General features: G+C 70.2%; 17 protein-coding genes. 13 read left to right on the top strand and 4 right to left on the bottom strand.

Annotation, left to right across the window (positions count from 1 at the left end; genetic code table 11):
- Positions 1–100 precede the first annotated feature (100 nt).
- Both IEY86_RS30665 and IEY86_RS30660 read left to right on the top strand, forming a co-directional pair.
- Positions 101–526, top strand: coding sequence for an ATP-binding protein (locus IEY86_RS30665; protein WP_308425187.1), 426 nt, complete (start codon positions 101–103; stop codon positions 524–526).
- The gene (locus IEY86_RS30660; RefSeq protein ID WP_189135175.1) at positions 523–723 is read left to right on the top strand and encodes a hypothetical protein; all 201 of its coding nucleotides are present in this window, start codon (positions 523–525) and stop codon (positions 721–723) included. Before IEY86_RS30665 ends, IEY86_RS30660 begins: the two co-directional genes overlap by 4 nt.
- A 443-nt stretch (positions 724–1,166) precedes the next feature.
- Here IEY86_RS30660 and IEY86_RS30655 read toward each other — a convergent pair whose 3' ends face one another.
- Positions 1,167–1,544 (bottom strand): hypothetical protein, encoded by a 378-nt coding sequence (locus IEY86_RS30655; protein ID WP_189135174.1) that lies wholly within the window; start codon positions 1,542–1,544, stop codon positions 1,167–1,169.
- Between the two features lie 285 nt (positions 1,545–1,829).
- Between IEY86_RS30655 and mobC the strand changes: the two genes are divergently transcribed.
- Genes mobC through IEY86_RS30640 form a run of 3 tightly spaced genes read left to right on the top strand, consistent with a single transcriptional unit; the run spans position 1,830 to position 5,158 of the window.
- A complete protein-coding gene (mobC, locus tag IEY86_RS30650) occupies positions 1,830–2,222 on the top strand; it encodes a plasmid mobilization relaxosome protein MobC (protein WP_189135173.1) in 393 nt (130 codons plus the stop codon).
- Positions 2,222–3,988, top strand: a complete 1,767-nt coding sequence (locus IEY86_RS30645) for a relaxase/mobilization nuclease domain-containing protein (protein WP_189135172.1) — start codon at positions 2,222–2,224, stop codon at positions 3,986–3,988. Before mobC ends, IEY86_RS30645 begins: the two co-directional genes overlap by 1 nt.
- A 15-nt stretch (positions 3,989–4,003) precedes the next feature.
- Positions 4,004–5,158, top strand: coding sequence for a hypothetical protein (locus tag IEY86_RS30640; protein WP_189135171.1), 1,155 nt, complete (start codon positions 4,004–4,006; stop codon positions 5,156–5,158).
- Between the two features lie 64 nt (positions 5,159–5,222).
- On the opposite strand, the gene IEY86_RS30635 is transcribed toward IEY86_RS30640, so the two are convergent.
- The gene (locus tag IEY86_RS30635; protein ID WP_189135170.1) at positions 5,223–6,284 is read right to left on the bottom strand and encodes a C40 family peptidase; all 1,062 of its coding nucleotides are present in this window, start codon (positions 6,282–6,284) and stop codon (positions 5,223–5,225) included.
- A gap of 590 nt (positions 6,285–6,874) precedes the next feature.
- Here IEY86_RS30635 and IEY86_RS30630 point away from each other — a divergent pair.
- From IEY86_RS30630 to IEY86_RS30595, 8 genes are read left to right on the top strand one after another with little or no spacing between them, the layout of a single operon-like run.
- A complete protein-coding gene (locus IEY86_RS30630) occupies positions 6,875–7,258 on the top strand; it encodes a hypothetical protein (RefSeq protein WP_189135169.1) in 384 nt (127 codons plus the stop codon).
- The gene (locus IEY86_RS30625) at positions 7,255–7,578 is read left to right on the top strand and encodes a hypothetical protein (protein ID WP_229698894.1); all 324 of its coding nucleotides are present in this window, start codon (positions 7,255–7,257) and stop codon (positions 7,576–7,578) included. Before IEY86_RS30630 ends, IEY86_RS30625 begins: the two co-directional genes overlap by 4 nt.
- A gap of 10 nt (positions 7,579–7,588) precedes the next feature.
- Positions 7,589–8,395, top strand: coding sequence for a hypothetical protein (locus tag IEY86_RS30620; protein ID WP_189135168.1), 807 nt, complete (start codon positions 7,589–7,591; stop codon positions 8,393–8,395).
- Positions 8,392–9,885, top strand: a complete 1,494-nt coding sequence (locus IEY86_RS30615) for a hypothetical protein (protein ID WP_189135167.1) — start codon at positions 8,392–8,394, stop codon at positions 9,883–9,885. Before IEY86_RS30620 ends, IEY86_RS30615 begins: the two co-directional genes overlap by 4 nt.
- Entirely contained in the window at positions 9,882–11,333 is a 1,452-nt protein-coding gene (locus IEY86_RS30610) for an SCO6880 family protein (RefSeq protein WP_229698893.1), read from the top strand. Before IEY86_RS30615 ends, IEY86_RS30610 begins: the two co-directional genes overlap by 4 nt.
- A gap of 1 nt (position 11,334) precedes the next feature.
- Positions 11,335–12,927, top strand: a complete 1,593-nt coding sequence (locus IEY86_RS30605) for a putative type IV secretion/conjugal transfer ATPase (RefSeq protein ID WP_229698892.1) — start codon at positions 11,335–11,337, stop codon at positions 12,925–12,927.
- Positions 12,927–14,672 carry a type IV secretory system conjugative DNA transfer family protein gene (locus IEY86_RS30600; protein ID WP_189135166.1) on the top strand — a complete coding sequence of 582 codons (1,746 nt, stop codon included), beginning with the start codon at positions 12,927–12,929 and terminating at the stop codon, positions 14,670–14,672. The genes IEY86_RS30605 and IEY86_RS30600 overlap by 1 nt, the downstream gene beginning before the upstream one ends.
- Positions 14,662–15,237: a DUF4913 domain-containing protein gene (locus IEY86_RS30595; RefSeq protein WP_189135165.1), complete on the top strand. Its 576-nt coding sequence runs from the start codon at positions 14,662–14,664 to the stop codon at positions 15,235–15,237. Before IEY86_RS30600 ends, IEY86_RS30595 begins: the two co-directional genes overlap by 11 nt.
- Before the next feature lie 84 nt (positions 15,238–15,321).
- On the opposite strand, the gene IEY86_RS30590 is transcribed toward IEY86_RS30595, so the two are convergent.
- A complete protein-coding gene (locus IEY86_RS30590; protein WP_189135164.1) occupies positions 15,322–16,608 on the bottom strand; it encodes a zeta toxin family protein in 1,287 nt (428 codons plus the stop codon).
- Positions 16,601–16,858 carry a hypothetical protein gene (locus IEY86_RS30585; protein ID WP_189135163.1) on the bottom strand — a complete coding sequence of 86 codons (258 nt, stop codon included), beginning with the start codon at positions 16,856–16,858 and terminating at the stop codon, positions 16,601–16,603. Before IEY86_RS30585 ends, IEY86_RS30590 begins: the two co-directional genes overlap by 8 nt.
- Positions 16,859–16,896: the final 38 nt, after the last annotated feature.

The following is a 16,896-nucleotide window of genomic DNA, read 5'->3' as shown; positions in this document are numbered from 1 at the left end:
CCCCTCGACGAGGGGGTAGCGACTGTACCTGTCGCTACCCCCTCCGGCTTTTACGGTCATGGCTCGACTATCCGCTACCCGAGGTCTGGCGATGCCCGACATGACCACCACACCCCGCGGGTCGGGACATCCCGGCTACAGCGAGACGATGACGCGCACCCCCGAGACGGCGGAGAAGGCACGGCGCTTAGCGCGCGTGGCCGTGTGCGCCTGGAACATGCACGAAGCAGGAGACAGCGCAGCGCTGTTGATGTCGGAGCTGTTCGCGAACGCGGTCCGACACGCCCGCGGCGGGAGCGTCCGGGTCATCATCAATCGCCCCGACGACGAACGGGTCTACGTGGCCGTGGTCGACCGTGCGCCCAACCGACTGCCGCAGATGCGCGAGGGAGGGCCGGACGACGTCAACGGCCGCGGACTGGCTCTGGTCGATGAACTGGCGGACAGATGGGGATACGACCTGATGGGTCGCGGACGCCGCCCGTGGGGCAAGCGCGTCTGGGCAGAGATGAAGGTGAGTCGATGACCGAGACCAACGCGTTGCCGTCGGTCGGCGACGAGGTGATGGAAGGGAAGACCCGGGCCATTGTGACCGATGTCCGCGGCGGAGTCGCCTGGCTCCGGCGCCAGACGGGCGGCGGAGAGGAGTGGCCGGCGGAGGAGCCGCACAAGCTCACGGTGCGGCGGACGCGCAAGGAGATGATCGCAGCGGGTGACCTGTGAGGGACTGCCGCAGCAGCGGGCCGTAGCCCGCCCCTTGAACCCCGCTGCCCGCGCCACCTCCGTCGCGGGCAGCGGCCGGAAGAGGTGCCCCGGATACCCACCCGTGAGGGTTCCGGGGCACCACTGTGTGTCCCAGATTTCTGGAACCGCCCACCCCCTTGCGAGTCGCACTCGCACGACGGCCCGACCCCCCCTCCCGGCCCCCGGCGCCGACTCTTTTCCTCCCTCCCCGTCAAGGCCTTCCCAAGGCCGGGGGACGGAGAGTCAAGGAGGAGCGCCCGCACCGCAGGCGCGTCGGGAGGGACGAGCGATGAGGCGAGGAGCGGACGTACGACCTTGACGCGGAGGAGCCCGGCCGGACACTGGATCAGCCGAGGAGGGATGCGTGCACATCACGAAGGGGCCTCGCGAAGCGGGGCCCCTTCTCTCTGCGTTCATTGCGGTCAGCCGGAGACACTTCCGGCGGTCGCCGTGGCAGCCTCTGCGGCGCCTTCCTGTGCGGGCACTGTACCCACAGGCGGGGTAGTCGGAGACTCCGTTGCGGAGGCCTCCGGCTTCTCCCTCTTCGTCGTCCGTCGGGTGCGCGGGCGCCCCTTCGGACGCTTCGCGGGTTCCTCGGCGCCGATCGCCGTCAGTTCCTCTGCGGTCCAGCCCGCCGCCTCCGCAGCGACGAACGCCTTGATGTACGGCGCGTCCAGCTCTGCCAACTGGCGCTGGAGTTCAGCGCGCCGTCCCAGGATCTCCGCCAGTGGCTCGAAGGCCTTCTCGCGGGCCGCCTGGACTTCTCTCATCCGCTGCATGATGTCATGTGAACTCGCCATGCCGTGATCGTACTGTTACGGCCCCAGACGGCGGCTGCGGGGGCGGGTCCATCACCGCAGGCCGCAGGGATTTTTGACAGGTGGCCATGCGCACCGTGTGCGCTTCCGACGGCCTCAACCACCGAAAGCGAGTTAGTGCTTACTGATATCAGTAAGTGGGATCCCCGGCTGTTGGTCCACTAGGGTGGCAGCCGGGGATCTTGGGTCCGAGGACGGACCGGGTGGGTGGAAAGGGGGCTGCCCGTGGCAGAGCTACCGGCAGCGGACGGCCGGAGGAGCGCTCCGTTGCGACGCCGCGAACGCGGTGCCGATGGCCGTCGCGTTAACCGCTTCCTTGTCTCCTACAACGACACGGAGCTGTCGATCGTCCGTGAGGCCGCCGCCCGCGATAGTCAGGCACTCGCTGCTTGGGTCGGCAACGCCGCCCTGGACGTGGCGAAGGAGAGGGTCGTCCCTGTGTCGGCCGACGCCCGCGACGTCGTCGCCGAGTTCATCAAGGCCCGCAACCATGTCTCGCGGGTCGGCAACAACGTGAACCAGATCGCGAAGGCCCTGAACGCTGACGGCACGGTCACCGCCGCGCAACTCGCGGCCGCCCTGGACGCCGTACACAGGGCCATCCAGCGCATGGACGAGGCGACCCGGCAGGTGATGCGCGAGCGGCGGCCGCGGTCGTGATGCCGAAGAAGGCCCGGGAGGGAAACGACACCTGGGGGCTGCTGGATTACCTGTTCGGGCCGGGCAAGCGCGATGAGCACACGGACCCGCACATGGTGGCCTCTTGGGACGACCCGTACGTGGAAGACCCGGCGCGCTCGCCGGACATGACGATCGCCGACCTGGCGCTCATCCTGGATGCCCCGGTGTACGCGCTGCTGGGTAAGAAGCCGCCCAAGCACGTGTACCACGTGGCCGTGCGCAATGCACCCGAGGACCGCACCCTCACGGACGGGGAATGGGCCCGGGTCGCCCGCGAGATGATGCATGCCTCCGGCGTCGCTAAGCACGGTGATGACCAGGCCTGCCGGTGGGTGGCGGTTCGGCATGCTGACGACCACATCCACATCGTGGCGACCCAGGCACGGCAGGACGGTCGGCGGCCGAATCTGCGGAAGGACATCGTGAAGATGCATGCCGCCGCGCGAGAGTTCGAGGTCGAGTTCGGGTTGCGCCGATTGACGCACGGCGACAAGACCGCGAGGAAGTGGCCGAAGACGGGGGAGACGGAGAAGGCGCAGCGCCGCGGACTGTCGGAGCCGGTACGCGAGACGCTCCAGCGGACGGTACGCGAGGCGGCGGCCGCCGCCGTGAGCGATGCCGACTTCTTCGCCCGGCTGTCGACGTCCGGTGTGCGGGTGAAGCAGCGCATCGCGCCGGACGGGAAGGTGACCGGGTACTCGGTCGCCATGCCCGGTGACCGTGACGGCGGGCAGCATGCGGTCTGGTTTCCCGGCGCCAGACTCGCCCCGGACCTCTCCCTGCCTCGGGTACGTGAGCGGTGGCTGACGCCGACGGTCGTACCGGCGGTCGCGGCGGCGGAGATGTGGCGCGAGGCGGAGCGCCGGGTGTGCGCGGCCGCCGACCAGCTCGGCGCCGGCGGACTGAGCGAGGGGGCCGGAGACGTCGCCGCGCTCGGTGACCTCATCGTCGTCGCCGCCGTCATCTCGCCGCGCATGGTGCGCGACCGGATGAGGCAGGCCGCCTACGAATTCGAGCGCGCGTCCCGCGTCCCGGGTGACCGTGCGCTGGAGGGTCAGGCGCGCGGACTCTACCGGGAGTCGACATACCTGCTGTCGCAGTCCGCCGCTGCGGCCGGTCGCAGTGACACGGTCGCCGCACTCGGGCTTTTGCTGGCCCTGATGACGGCGATCGAGGCGTCCCGGCGCTGGCACCAGGCGCAGGAGCACCGCGCCCAGGCGGAGGCCTCGGGGCGGGCCGGTCGACTGCTGCGCGAAGCGGTCGAGGTGACCGCCGGTGCGAGCGCGGCACGGGAGTACCGGCCCCGCCCGAAGCGCGCGGCCGCACGACCCGGCGGGCCCCGGCGGACGCCCGCCGTGTCCGGCGAGGGGCCGATGGCTGGGGTGCTCCAGCAGGCCCTTCCCGAGCACGCACGTACGGTGCTCGCGGACCCGGCGTGGCCCGCGTTGCGCACGCGCCTGGTCGCGGTCGAGAAGGCGGGCGAGGACCCGGCCGACGTCCTGGCCGCAGTAGCCGCGCGCCGGGAAATGACCTCGGCGGACTCCGTTGCCGAGGTGCTTACATGGCGTCTGGATGGGTGGCAGCGCCAGCGCAGTTCGGCGGCGACCGCCTCCGGCAAGAACCCGCCGCCGACGTCCACGGGGGGCATTGGAGGCGCCGGTGCGGTCCGCAAGACGGGGTCGCCGGGGCCGACACGTCGACCGCCGGGCGACGAGCAGCGCAAGGGGCCGAAGCGGGCCCAATAGCGAGGGGAGCGAGACATGGCAACACCGGCGCCGGAGGAGCAGGTAGGAGAGGCGTTCGCGGCGGCCGCCGCCGAGGCGGTGCAGACCTCCGTGGTGGCGTTCCGTTTGGTGATGGCCATCGCGGACGCGGTGCGGCGTCACCAGCAGCGCCAGAAGGGCGGAGCGGAGGAGGAGTTGCCGACCACCGAGGAGTCGGTGGCGGAGGCCTCCGGCAAGGTGCAGAAGCTGCTGCCGTCGGACATCGGCGCGGTGCTGCTGGACGGTGCCGACTGGCCGCAGCTCGCGCAGCAGCTGGTGGCTCTGCGTCGTGCCGGGGTGGACCTGGAGGCGATGCTCCCGCGCGTCGGCGAGATCGCGGTGACGGTGCGGGACGCGGTCACTGCGAACGCCGAGCGGGTGGCCCGCGAGGGCACGGACACGTGGGCCGGGATGCTGCGAGAGACCATGCCGGCGGGTCCGGTGCGTGAGGCGCTTCTGTCTTCCCCGGCGTGGCCCGACATGGCGGCGACGATGGCGAAGCTGGACGAGCGGGGAGTCGACGTGCGGGCGATCCTCGCCTTCGCGCACGAGGAGGGCGTCGGCGTCGACCAGGCCGTGGCGAAGGTGCTCGCGGCTGCCGAGGTGCCGACTACGAGCCGGGACGCGATGCTGTCGTACGGGCCGCTGACGACCGGGTTGGACATCCCCAGGGATCTGGACCTGTCCGACCGCGAGCGAGCCCTTCGGCAGCTGGCCATCTCACAGTCGGAGAACCAGCGCTACACACGGATGGTGCGCGAGGCGCTGCCCGGGCGCGAGCGCGAGGCGGACATGCTCGTCGCCGCGAAGCAGTGGCCGCTGATCGCCGCGCGCATGGAGCGTATGGAGCGCGACGGCAAGCCGGTGGCGGAGCACCTGGCAGGCCTGTCGAAGGACACCGCCTGGGAGGCGGGACCGAAGACGCAGATGGGTGGACGGCTGGTCCAGGCCGCCAACGACGCGCTGCGCAAGCCGGTCGGCGGACCCGCGACGGAGTCCGGGGTGAAGGTGAACACCGCGGCGGCCCGGTCGCAGTCGCCGAGCGTGGACCCTACTAAGACCTCCGCGTCGAAGGGCGCGGCGCCTGCCCAGCCAGCGGTGGCCGCGCACCGGGAGGCCGGGCCCACTGCGAAGGGTGGCAAGACCCGGTAGTCCGCCGCCCCGACGCACCTGTGCCGCAGACCGATTCGGGTCTGCGGCACACGTCGTTTCCGTATCAGGGGCGGGTCGCGCCGACATAGTCGCTCTCCGGCATCGCCGAGGTGAGGGGGGCGAGTTCCACGTGGCGGCCGGTGCGCGGCGCGTGCAGCAGGTTGCCGTCGCCCGCGTATATCGCAACGTGGTAGATGGACCCGGTGCCGCCGTGCGACCAGAACAGTAGATCGCCCGGCTTGAGGTCGCTGCGGGAGACGGGCCGGTCGGACGTGGCGCCGTACTGAGCGGCGGCCGTCCTCGGCAGCTTCGTCTTGGGCCAGAACGCGTACTGGAGGAGGCTGGAGCAGTCGAAGCCCACGGTGTTGCTCGCGGCGCACTTACCGTTGAGGTAGCCGTTGGTGCCATCACAGAATCCGGTCGACGGACCCGACGGTCCGCCGCCTCCCCACGCGTACGGGGTGCCCATCCGGGTGGCCGCCTTGCGCAGGGCGTCCGCGCCCGAGCCGGAGCCGGAGACCGTGAGCAGGCCGGGCCCCTCGAAGCGCGACATGGTGGACAGGATGATCTGCACGTACTTGTACGTCTCGCCCTTGGCGAACGACTTCGGGGGCACACCGCCGTACTCCTGGACGCGGCCCCATCCGGCGTTGTAACCGGCCAGCGCGAGCGCCCGGACGTCGCCGGGGTAGCCGGAGTTCTTCGCCTGCTTGAGCAGGGAGCACATCATGCGGCCCTGCGCCATGACGGCGTCGCCGATGTCCCACGGGCTCGACTCGCCGTTGCCGTCGGCATCCCTACCCCATGTCGCCCAGGCTTCCGGCATGAACTGCGCCGGTCCCTGCGCGCCGGCGTCGCTGGTGGCCTCCTCGTGGCTGGTCTGGAATTTGCTCTCCTGGTAGAGCTGAGCGGCCAGCAGTGCCGGGGTCATCCCCGGCTGCTTGCAGTCGGCGTCTGCCTTCAGGATCCACTTGCGGAATTCGGAGGGAACGCCCCGCAACCCGCCGCCGCCGTCCGTCGTCTCGGTGGCCGATGCGTCGTCCTCCACGACCAGGACCACCACCCCGATGAACGCCAGGACGACGAGGCCTATCACTGTCGCGGCAGCTCCAACGAGCACCTTCACGCGCTATCCCCCCGGGCTTGTGTCTTCGCGGTCGCGCCGGTTGTGTGACTTTCTGCCGTACTAGATCACGATGCGCTCGGCATGCGCGCCTCCATTGAGGTGGAGCCCGGACCGTGGGCGGGGCCCACGGCTCACGTAGGGTCGGTCTCTCATGGGGTGACTTCGCTGAGCCAATGCCGACCTCTTCATTTCGCGCAGCGAAATGGAGGCGTCCGTGCGGGGCCGTTGGCGACTCGGGGGTTGGCTGATGGGTGTGCGTGTGACGCGGCGAAGGGTGCCGGGGTCACCAGCTGCGATCGGGCCGCCATCTCGGAACAACCGTCGCTTTGCGGGCAGAATCCGCGCCTTCGCGCATTTGCCGTAGAGCGACACTTGTGACCCAACCTCCGGCTACCGCGAAAGCCCATTCAGGTTTTTCGAAGGTTCACGCTACCCTCAGTGATCCCAAGAACCCAATATCGTGACTTAACCAAAGGCATATAGGGGGGAGTTGCGGCATGACCACCCAACCGGTGACATCAACCCCAGGCAGCACTGCACCGGTTGCGCTCCGGTACGCGCTGATGCCCATCAACGGTTACGGCATTGCAGTGGCAACGGTTGCCCGGATGCTCGACGGCGACTCCGGCAGCCCCCGCGCCCGTGTCCTCGCGCCAGGGGAGTACATCCCGTACGGGGCCGCCCCGGTACTCGTGGCCGACACGACGCTGTACAGCGTGACGTGCTTGGAGGAGACCCTGCTGCGCTGGGGCCCCCTGCCAAAGCCCTGGCTCGTTTGGGTGGCTGACGCCCCGACTCGCCCGGTGCAGGACGCCCGCTTCCTGGTCCGCGCCCTGGAAGGGCGCCTGGCCGGGGTGGCGAAGGTGCCGTACCTGCCGGTCCTGCGAGCTGTTAAGGGACCTGACGAGGCCCTGGAGTACAAGGACGTCCAGTCCGCAGCCGAGAAGCTGCGGCGCACAATGGAGAGGAAATGACCATGGCCCTGGAACGCTTCGCTGCGGCGATGTACCTGGCGGGGGACGGCGACAAGGACAGGGGCGGCCTCATCCCCGGGGCCAAGCCCACGAAGATCCCCGGGATGGAGGGCCCTGTCGCCCAGATCTTCGGATACGGCCTGTGGCTGCTGGTCCTGGCCGGAGTCGGCGGCACGGCCTACGGCGTGTACAAGCTCGCCGTGGCGGACAAGAGCCGCAACGGCGGCGGTTCCGAGCCCTTCAAGTGGATGGGCGGCGGGATCGCGGCCATCCTTTTGTCCAGCTCCCTGATCGCCATTCTTAACGGCATCGCAGGCTGAGGCGGGAGGCATGGGACGACGCACCAGGGGGACGTGGAACACCAAGGGAGTCTGGTTCGCGGGCGCCGCGCTCGCGGCCGTGCTCGCCCTGACGGGCTACGCGGCGTTCGGCGGGGACGACGGAGGCACGGACACGCCGGGCAAGGGCGGATCGAGTGCGAGTGCGAGTGCGTCCCCGTCCTCCGGTCCGTCGGCGACGTACGCGCCGCCGGAGGACTGGACCGAGCCGGATCAGTGGGCGGCGCTTCCGCGGGGGAAGCGCACCGACAGCAAGGGCAGCACGGTCGGCTTCCCCGAGGGCACCGAGGGCGCGGTGGCGATGATGGTGGCCGCCAACACGACCGCCATCGAGGGCGAGAAGTCCAACGTCGACGAGCAGCTGCGCATCTACCACTCGTACATCGGCAAGGCCGACCAGTCCTCGGAGAACGCCGAGCAGATCGAGCTGAACGCCGTCCAGAGTGACAAGGCCTTCGCCAAGCAGATGGGCGTGAGCCCCGGGCAGCCGCTGCCGTCGGGCGCGTACGTCCGCAGCACCGTCGTGGGCTTCAAGGTCATCAAGAAGTCGGACACCGAGGTCAGTGCGTGGCTGCTGTGCCGGGTGGTCCAGAAGGCCGGGGAGATGAAGAAGGAGTCCGGGTCCTACACCCGCACTCTGGCCGGCGCGCAGTGGGAGGACGGCGACTGGAAGCTGACCGGCGCCGCCACCAAGGGCGCACAGCAGGACGTCCAGGGGCAGACCCAGCCGAAGATGGCGGCCCCCGGTGACCCCGACTTCAACGGGTCCGGGTGGACAGCCATAAGGCAGGCGTCGTGAAGCGGCGGCTCGCATCGCTGCTGCTCGCCCTGGTCGCAGTGTTCGGAGTTTCGGTGTCCGCGCCGCAGCCCGCGGCCGCCGACGGGATCATCGGCAACACCATTGAAGGGGTGTGCCTGGTCGGCACCGGCCCGGTCCTGGGGACGATCCTGCACACCGGCATCGGCGGCCTCACCGGCTCGGACATGTGCGACGCCGTCGGCGACGCGGGCGAGAAGGCGATCAAGAAGGCCTGGAAGAACGTCTGGGAGAGCGTCCTCGGCGACATCGTCAAGAGCGCTCAGGACGTCACGAAGTGGGTCATCAAGAAGGTGCTCACCTTCGCCTTGCTGGGCCCATCGGTGGACCTGAAGGGCACCGGACTGTGGGGCGGGACCGCCACCCTGGCAGGCATGCTGACCTGGCTCGGGCTGGTCATCGCCGTGGCCGGGATCATGTGGCAACTCGGCAAGATGGCCGTGACCGGGCAGACCAAGCACGCCGGGCGGGCGATGGCCGGATGGGTGGAGAACCTCTTCTTGTCCACCCTCGGGGTGTCCCTGTTCGCGCTTTTGCTGGTTCTCGGGGACGCGCTGAGCACCGGTCTGGTCAACGCGACCTTCGCGGACGACGGTAAGGCCTACGAGCGGATCATCGCGGTACTGCTCCCCAGCACGGTCGCGAACCCCATCACGATGCTCTGCGTGGTCGCGGTCTTGCTGCTGATCGGCTTCATCCAGATGGTCATGATCTTCCTTCGGCAAAGCGCGATACCCATCATCTGCCTGCTGCTGCCCGTGGCCGGCGGCGGCCGCACCGGCGGCGACGCCACCCGCAAGTGGGCGCCCACACTGATCACCAGCGGCATGGTCATCGTGGCGTACAAGCCGATGGTGGCCATCATCATCTGCACCGGCTTCGCCGAGTTCGGGCACGCCAAGACCTTGGCCGAGTGGTTGAGAGGCTGCGCCACCCTCGTCCTTGCGGTCCTCGCGCCCGCCCAGCTCGCGAAGGTGTTCGCACCGTTCGGGGCGGCGGTCGGTGCCGGGATGGGCTCGGGCGGGGCCAGCGGCGCACTGTCCGCAGCCGCGGGCTACTTCGGCGGTAAGAGCAGCGGTGACGACGGCGGTGACGGCGGCAACGGTCCGTCGAGCGCCGTGGAACACGCTCGGTACGTCGAGCAGAGCATGGGCGGCCAGGGCGGCAACGCCGACTCCGGCGAAGACGGCAGCTCGGGCGGCGACGCCCAAGCGCAGGCAGCCCGGAACGAGGCAGGGGCCCGTGTGCCCGGCCCGGCCGGAGCCGAAAGCGCCGCGGGCGCCGACGCGGCCGCGGGTGAGGGCCTGGCGGCCGGTACCTCGAGCGCCACCGGCACCGGCGCCGCGGCGGCGGGTTCGGCCGGTGCCGCCAGCGCCGCAGGCCCGGTGGGCGTCGGCATCCAGGTCCTGGACGGCGTCAACGACGCGGTTCAGGGAGCGAGCGGCCAGATGGGCGGGGGGAACCAGCAGTGACCGCCCATGAAGTGCCGAAGACCTTGATGGTCGAGGGCTTCCGTGCCCGCCGGAGCTTCGGCTTCGGCGGGCTGTCCCGGACTGCGACGATGATCGCGGCTGTGGTCCTGACGGCGGACGGCCTGATCGCCACACAGGCCCCGCTCTCCCTGCTGGTCACCCTGCCGGTGACGGGCGCAGTGTTCGCCCTGGCCGCCGCCAAGCGCCACGGCATGTCCGCGCTCGCCTACTACTGGGCCAAGCTCTCCTGGCGGCGGGCGGCGCGGTTCGACGCCACCTCCTACCGGCGGACGCTGCTGCCGCACCCGTACGCCCTGGACCTGCCGGGCGTCGGAGCCTCTTCCACCCTGATCAAGGCTCACGACCCGACCACCGGCCGGTCCGTCGGCGTCGTCCACGACCGGACCACCGGGTACATGACCATCACCACTCTCCTCGCCCCGGGCGGCAGCCTCATGGCGCCCACCGGGGCGGTGCAGAGCAGCTTGCGCACCTGGTCGTCCGTGCTCGATGCGATGAGCACGGACGAGCAGGTCAAGGGCGCGAGCGTGACCATCCAGATCACCCCGGGAGCGGGGGAGGCCCTCGGTGACGACGTAAAGGCCCGCAAGGACCCGCACGCGCCGCAGCTGGCCAAGAAGATCATTGACGAACTGGTCCGCACCACCCCGCACGCCACCGCCAGCGTGGCGCCCTGGATGAGCGTCACGGTGGACCCGAACGCGAGCGCCAATCCGCCGGCGGACCTTGCCGAGCAGGTCGCCGAGTCGCTGCGGGTGGTCGACGGGCTGGACCTGTCCGGCACCGGCACCGACATCGAGCGCCGGGCCACCGACATCGACCTGCGCCGGATCGTCCGCAGCGCGTACGACCCCGAGGTCTTCAATGCGAGGGACCGTGAGTTCGAAGAACTCAGCTGGAGTGAGTGCGGGCCGCAGGCCGCCGATGACGGCTGGGAGGAGTACGCGCACGACGGCGGGGTGTCCATCAGCTGGGTACTGCGCGAGATGCCTCGTCGGCCCATCCCGTACAGCGTGCTGCTGCCGCTGCTGGCCCCCGGCCGCTACCAGCGGCGCATCACCATTGCGTACCGCGTGCTCGACCCCTACGAGGGCGAGGCGGTGCTGGAACGGGAGATCAGCCACGCCCACCAGCGCGCGCAGGCGACCGCAGAGGTCAAGGGCCGCGCGAAGTGGTCGCAGCGGGCCGACGCCCAGCGCGCGGAGAAGGCCGCCGCTCAGGTGGCCAGCGGCTCCCAGGTGGTCGACTGGACGCTCATGGTGACCGCAACCGCCCGCAGCACGGCCGAGCTGCCCGCCGCGCGCCAGGAGCTGGCCCGCGCGGTCAAGGCGACCCGAGGTATCCGCATGAGGAGTGCGTATGGCGCCCAGGCCGCCGTTTTCGCGGCCCAGTTGCCGCTCGGCTACAACCCGCTGGTGAAGGACTGACGTGGCGCGCAAGGCGAAACCGGTGCCGGTGACCACGCCCAAGCGCGTGGTCCGGGTGGCCGAGCAGGGCCCGACCCGCGAGGAGCGGCGGGCCGAGAAGAAGCTGAAGGGACGCTTCGCCCCCAGGTTGGGATGGGGCGGACGGTTCGGCGGCCGCGTCCCGGTCGAGGACACGGGCACGGTCTACACCGGCCCGACCAGCCAGGCCGGCGGCATCTATCCCTTCCTGTTGGGATCGGGCCTGCCGCCGCGCGGTGTACCGGTCGGGCGGGACGTGCTCACCGGCGAGCTGGTGTGCATCGACCCGTCCGGCTGGACCGGCAAGCTGACGACGAACCCCGGCATGTGGGTCATGAGTCAGCCCGGGGCGGGCAAGAGCGCGCTGGTCAAGCGCGTGTGCCTGGTGTACTCGGCGTACGGGCACATGGTGTGCGTCCCCGGAGACGTCAAGGGCGAGTACAGCGCGCTGATCACCGAACTCGGCGGGTCGGTGGTGCGGATCGGCGACGGGATCGGGCGCCTGAATCCGCTGGACTCCGGCCCGCTCAAGGGGCGCCTGCACACGCTGTCCGTCGACCGCCGAGAGTCCCTGCTCGACGTCCTGAACGGGCGCAGGTTGGAGACGCTGGTCGCCCTGCTGTCCACCAAGCACGGGCTCGGCCGGGCCCCCGACGAGATCGAGCGCTCGGCGCTGGACACCGCGGTCCAGGTCGCCTCCGTCGCACAGGAGTCGGGCAGCGACCCCATCGTCTCGGACGTCGTTCGGGTGCTGCGGGCGGCGCCCGAGGAGCTACGGATGAAGCTCGCCGCGGAGGGCGAGCGGTACCAGGACCTGACCCGCTCGGTCATCGCCGGGCTCGACAACCTGATCGGCGGCCCGCTGAAGGGCCTCTTCGACGGGCCGACCACGACCCCCTTGGACATCAACGCCCCCGCCGTCTCGGTCGACATCTCCGCCCTGCGTGCGCGCGGCCACGACGTCGTATCGGCCGGGATGATCGCCACATGGGCCTACACCTACAGCGCGATCGACAGCGCCCGCAGTATCGGCCTGATGGACCGCTCGCTCGTGCTGCCGATGGACGAGATGTGGCGAGCGCTGCGCAGCGGGCCGGGCCTCGTGGACGCGATGGACGCCATCAGCCGCCTGAACCGCACCACCAACGACGTCACGATCTACGTCACGCACTCCCTGCTCGACGTCGAAGCCCTGCCCACCGAGACCGACCGGGCCAAGGCCAGAGGCCTGATGGACCGGTGCGACACGTGGGTAATCGGCGCGTCCTCCGAGGAGGAGCTGCGCCGGGTGACCGGCAAGCGGTCCCTGACCGAGCAGGAACGCATGATGATCGGCTCGTGGTCCTCAGCGACAAGCACCGGGCTCGACATCGACCCCACCTACGACGACGCCGACGGCACCGCGCCCCTGGAGGAAGAGGGCACCCGGCACCCGGGCCGCGGCAAGTATTTGATCAAGATCGGGACGCGGCCGGGGATCGCGGCCGCGCTGGAGCTGACCGGGACAGAGCTGCGGCTGTACCGCACGGACACCAACCGGCGCAGGATCACGACCGCCCCAGGAGGTGGTAGCTGATGATGACGGAGAACGACCGGGCATGGGCGGCCGGAGGCATCGCCCTCGGGGGTACGGTGACGCTGGCCGTCTCGACGTGGGCCGGGGCGGCGGTCGGCGCGCTGGCGACCGGCGAGGACGTAGCCCCCTTTCCCCTGTCCCTGGTGGGTGCCTTCCAGATGGCCACCGAGTGGTCGACGCTGTGGCCGCACTCCCGGACCGCGTCCACCGTCGGTGCCGGGCTGCTCGACGTGGCCGTCGTCGTCCTCGTGGTGTGGGGCCTGCGGGTGGCCTTCCGCTGGTTCCGCAACCCCAGCAGCCTGGCGACGCTGCACCAGGTGCGCGAGCTGGCGCCGAAGCACGCCGCCCGTACCGCGACCCGGCTGCGCTCCTCGTTGACGGAGGCCAAGCCCGCGAAGATCCCGGCCCGCGACCGGGGCGTGCTCCTCGGCGACCACATGCCCTCCGGTATCGAGCTGCGCGGCTCGGACGAGGACACCTACGTCGCCATCATGGCGCCCCGGGCGGGCAAGTCGACCAGCCTCGCCATCCCCGTGGCCGAGGAAGCCCCGGCGGCCCTGCTGATGACCAGCAACAAGGCCGACGTCTACGCCGCGACCCTCGGGAGCCGTTCGAAGGTCGGCCACGCCTGGATCCTGGACACCCAGGGCGTGGCCCAGGTCGAGCGCCAGATGTGGTGGGACATGATCGCCCAGGCCGAGACGCTGGAGGGCGCCGAGCGCCTGGCCTCCCATTTCGTCACCCAGATCACCAGCGAGCAGGCCGACCCTTTCTGGTCCCAGGCCGCCGGCGACCTCCTCGTGGGGTTGTTCCGGGCCGCATGGTGGGAGGGCGGCACTGTCCGCGACGTCATGAAGTGGCTGTCCGACCCGCAGGAGAAGGCGCCGCTCCGCGTGCTCTACCAGCACGAACCCGTGCTCGCCGAACAGGTCGACTCGTCCATCAACATCGCCGAAGAGACGCAGAGCGGGATCTATCAGAACGCCCGGACTGCCGCCAGCGCCCTGCGCGACGAGAAGGTCCTTGCGTGGGTCACGCCGGACAAGCGCTACCCGCGCTTCGATCCCGAGCACTTCGCGACCAGCAAGGACACGCTCTACCTCCTGTCGAAGAAGGGCGGGCCCTCTTCCGCCGTCGTGGCCGCGCTCGCGGACGCGGTGTTCACCGCCGGGGCCGAGGCGGGCGAGCGCAACGGCGGCCGCCTGCCCGAGCCGATGCGGGCCGTACTCGATGAGGCCGCCAACATTTGCAGAATCGCGGACCTGCCCGACCTCTACAGCCACCTCGGCAGCCGGGGGATCACCCCGTTCGTGATCCTCCAGTCGTACAGGCAGGGCGTGAAGGCGTGGGGGGAGGTCGGCATGGACTCGATGTGGAGCGCGGCCACCAAGAAGTTGATCGGCGTCGGCCTGGACGACGCGAAGTTCGCGCAGGACGTGAGCACGCTGACCGGCGCGCACTACGTCGAGCGTGGCTCGTACTCCAAGAGCAAGGAGGGCTACAGCCGCAGCTACTCCGAGCAGCGCGAGCAGGTGCTCGACCCGGCCGAGATCCGCGCCATGAAGAAGGGCACGGCCCTGCTGCTGGCCACAGGCATGCCCGTCGCGCAGATCGGCCTGCGCCCCTGGTACGCGGAGAAGCTGATGGCGCACATCGGCCCGCAGATGAAGGACGAGGAGTACGCCATCGCCAAGCGCGCCGCCGCGGCGTATGAGGAGCGGAAGGCGGCCCGCGATGCCCGATGAGCCGGAAGAGGTCCCGGAACTGCACGTGCCGGTCGGCATGTTCGAGGACATCGAGGACCTCAAGGTCAAACTCGCGCACCTGACTGCCCAGGTCGAAGCCCTCACTGGGGGCGGCGCCGAGCCGGGCGAGGCCTCCGACGACGCCGACGGGAAGGCCGAGGACGAGACGGAGGACGAGTGGCAGTACCCGCCATTCGTTCTGCTGCTCGACGCCCCGTCGTACGACGACGAGCTGCGGGCCCTGATCGAGTGGGTCGAGGGCGTGCTCGTGCCCGGCTACCTCGCCGAACCGTCGGCCGATGCCAGGTGGTGTCACCTGTGGTTCGAGCACACTGTGGCCATCGCCCGCCTGCACGCGGTGTGGCTGGCCTGGCAGGAGCTGACCGACCCGGCGTCCTGCGGCTACACCGGCCCCTCGGTGTGGCACCGCGACCACCTGGATCCCGCCCTGCGGGAGTTGCGCGGTTCCACCGGCCCGTTCTCGGGCTGCACCAAGGGTGAGCACCAGATCGGCCATCGCCTCCCCAGCGTGGTGCCCAGCGCGTGGCATCGCACGGGCGATTGACGCGCACACCCGTTCTGCGGCCTTGTATGCCGTCGGATCGGTGGGCAGCGCGGCGGCAGCGGCACCGATCCGACGTCACCGGCTCTACCGGCTCGGCCTGTGTCCGCGCTCCTGCTCGTTACCGGGCCGCCGCAGGTGAGGGGGCTGTTCCGTTCCGCCGACGCCGGACTGCGGGGGCACTTGTCGCGTCGTGGTCGAGCGCGACCTTGCTGCCGTCGAGGACACACGCGGGCCCTGTCCGGCAGTGCGCTGTTCGCCCGGCGTGGAGTGCTGAGCGCTCAGACGCTCACGTACCTGATGGCGGATACTGTCTTCGGCCAGGCGCTGCTCCGGTGTGAGCTGCCTGCGGCGCTGTGTCTCACTGCGGTCCGTGATCTCGTGGTCCGGCAGCAGGTGGAGCGGGAGCGCCTGGCCCCGGTTCGCCATGGGCACGGTGGCCAGTTGCCGCAGCAGTGTCTGGGATGCCTGGTGGCCGGTTCGCAGTGGGCTCCTCGGATCGTGATCCACCATCTGCACGACCGTGTCGGCGTCCTGGGTCAGACGTTGCAGGACACCACTGCTCGCATCGTTGACCCGGCCTTCCACGGCGAAGGTGATGATGACTTCGCGATACCGGTCCAACCATCCGCGGGCCTCCTCGCGCGCCAGCGGCAGGGCCCGTTCATCGTGGATAGCCTCCACGGCCGCCGCAGGCGTGGACCACGCGCCGTCCGCGCGACGCTCATTGACATACAGGTCGACGCCCGTCCGATTGGTGACGGTGATCTGGCGTACCGCCGCGTCCGCCTCGGCGGCGGCGACAGTCTGCGGCGTCATCCGGTAGGCCAGATCCTGCAACTCCGGCGGGGTCCAGCGCCCGGGCAGGCCGGTACCCGGATTGAGGAAGCGGTGCAAGGCGTCCAGGCGGCTCCGCTCCTCGCGGACGGCCAGTGCGACCATCTCGACACCGAACCGGACCGCCGCGAACTCCCGGGCCGTGCCCAGCGTCATGTTCGGATCGCGGAAGACGCCTTCAAGGATGAGGGTGTAACCGTTGTCCCGGGCAAAGTCGATGCTCATCCGCACCCACGGTCCTGAAGCCTGAGCGGTCGCGGACTCCAGTACCTGCGGGCTCTCCCTCAGCAACTCCTGGTACCTGGGATGGAACCCTCGAAGCTCATCCCCGGTCAGTGGCACCGCTACGCCCTGCCCGTGCCGCTGCTGGATGGCCGCCATGGCCTGGCTCTTACCCGCCGCCGGTTGTCCGCCCGCCAGTATGAGCACCGGCTCGGCCTGCGGGCTGTACCCGCCGAAGACGAACTCCTTGACCCGTTCCTCAAACCGGTCGAGGAGCTGCTTGTCGGTGAGGAAGTAATCGCTCGCCTCAGTCACGGTCGGCGGACTCCAGGGCCTTAAGGTCAGCAGCCCACCGCGTGATGTGCACGATCAGTTGTTCACGGTCGTGTGCTGGCACCGCCCGCTTGGTGTCGCGCAGCTCCATCACCTTGGCCCACCACCGCTCACGCTCCGGCTCGCTGGTCGCGGCGTCCGACAAGCTCGTGTACCGGGCCGTGAGCAGGCCGGCGGTCTCGGCGAAGACGTCGTAGACGACGCTGGTCGGTGTGTTCTCGAAGTTGCTCATGATTTCCCTTCGGCGACGAGACGTGAGGCCAACTTACC

The organism is Wenjunlia tyrosinilytica (assembly GCF_014646055.1).
GTDB classification, from domain to species: domain Bacteria; phylum Actinomycetota; class Actinomycetes; order Streptomycetales; family Streptomycetaceae; genus Wenjunlia; species Wenjunlia tyrosinilytica.
Note: the sequence above shows the minus strand (reverse complement) of the source record. Positions and strands in the feature narration are given on the sequence as shown.

Coding starts and splice junctions, on each gene's coding strand:
- IEY86_RS30665 (WP_308425187.1), top strand. CDS start 101: ATGACCACCACACCCCGCGGGTCGGGACATCCCGGCTACAGCGAGACG.
- IEY86_RS30660 (WP_189135175.1), top strand. CDS start 523: ATGACCGAGACCAACGCGTTGCCGTCGGTCGGCGACGAGGTGATGGAA.
- IEY86_RS30655 (WP_189135174.1), bottom strand. CDS start 1,544: ATGGCGAGTTCACATGACATCATGCAGCGGATGAGAGAAGTCCAGGCG.
- IEY86_RS30645 (WP_189135172.1), top strand. CDS start 2,222: ATGCCGAAGAAGGCCCGGGAGGGAAACGACACCTGGGGGCTGCTGGAT.
- IEY86_RS30640 (WP_189135171.1), top strand. CDS start 4,004: ATGGCAACACCGGCGCCGGAGGAGCAGGTAGGAGAGGCGTTCGCGGCG.
- IEY86_RS30625 (WP_229698894.1), top strand. CDS start 7,255: ATGACCATGGCCCTGGAACGCTTCGCTGCGGCGATGTACCTGGCGGGG.
- IEY86_RS30620 (WP_189135168.1), top strand. CDS start 7,589: ATGGGACGACGCACCAGGGGGACGTGGAACACCAAGGGAGTCTGGTTC.
- IEY86_RS30600 (WP_189135166.1), top strand. CDS start 12,927: ATGATGACGGAGAACGACCGGGCATGGGCGGCCGGAGGCATCGCCCTC.
- IEY86_RS30595 (WP_189135165.1), top strand. CDS start 14,662: ATGCCCGATGAGCCGGAAGAGGTCCCGGAACTGCACGTGCCGGTCGGC.
- IEY86_RS30585 (WP_189135163.1), bottom strand. CDS start 16,858: ATGAGCAACTTCGAGAACACACCGACCAGCGTCGTCTACGACGTCTTC.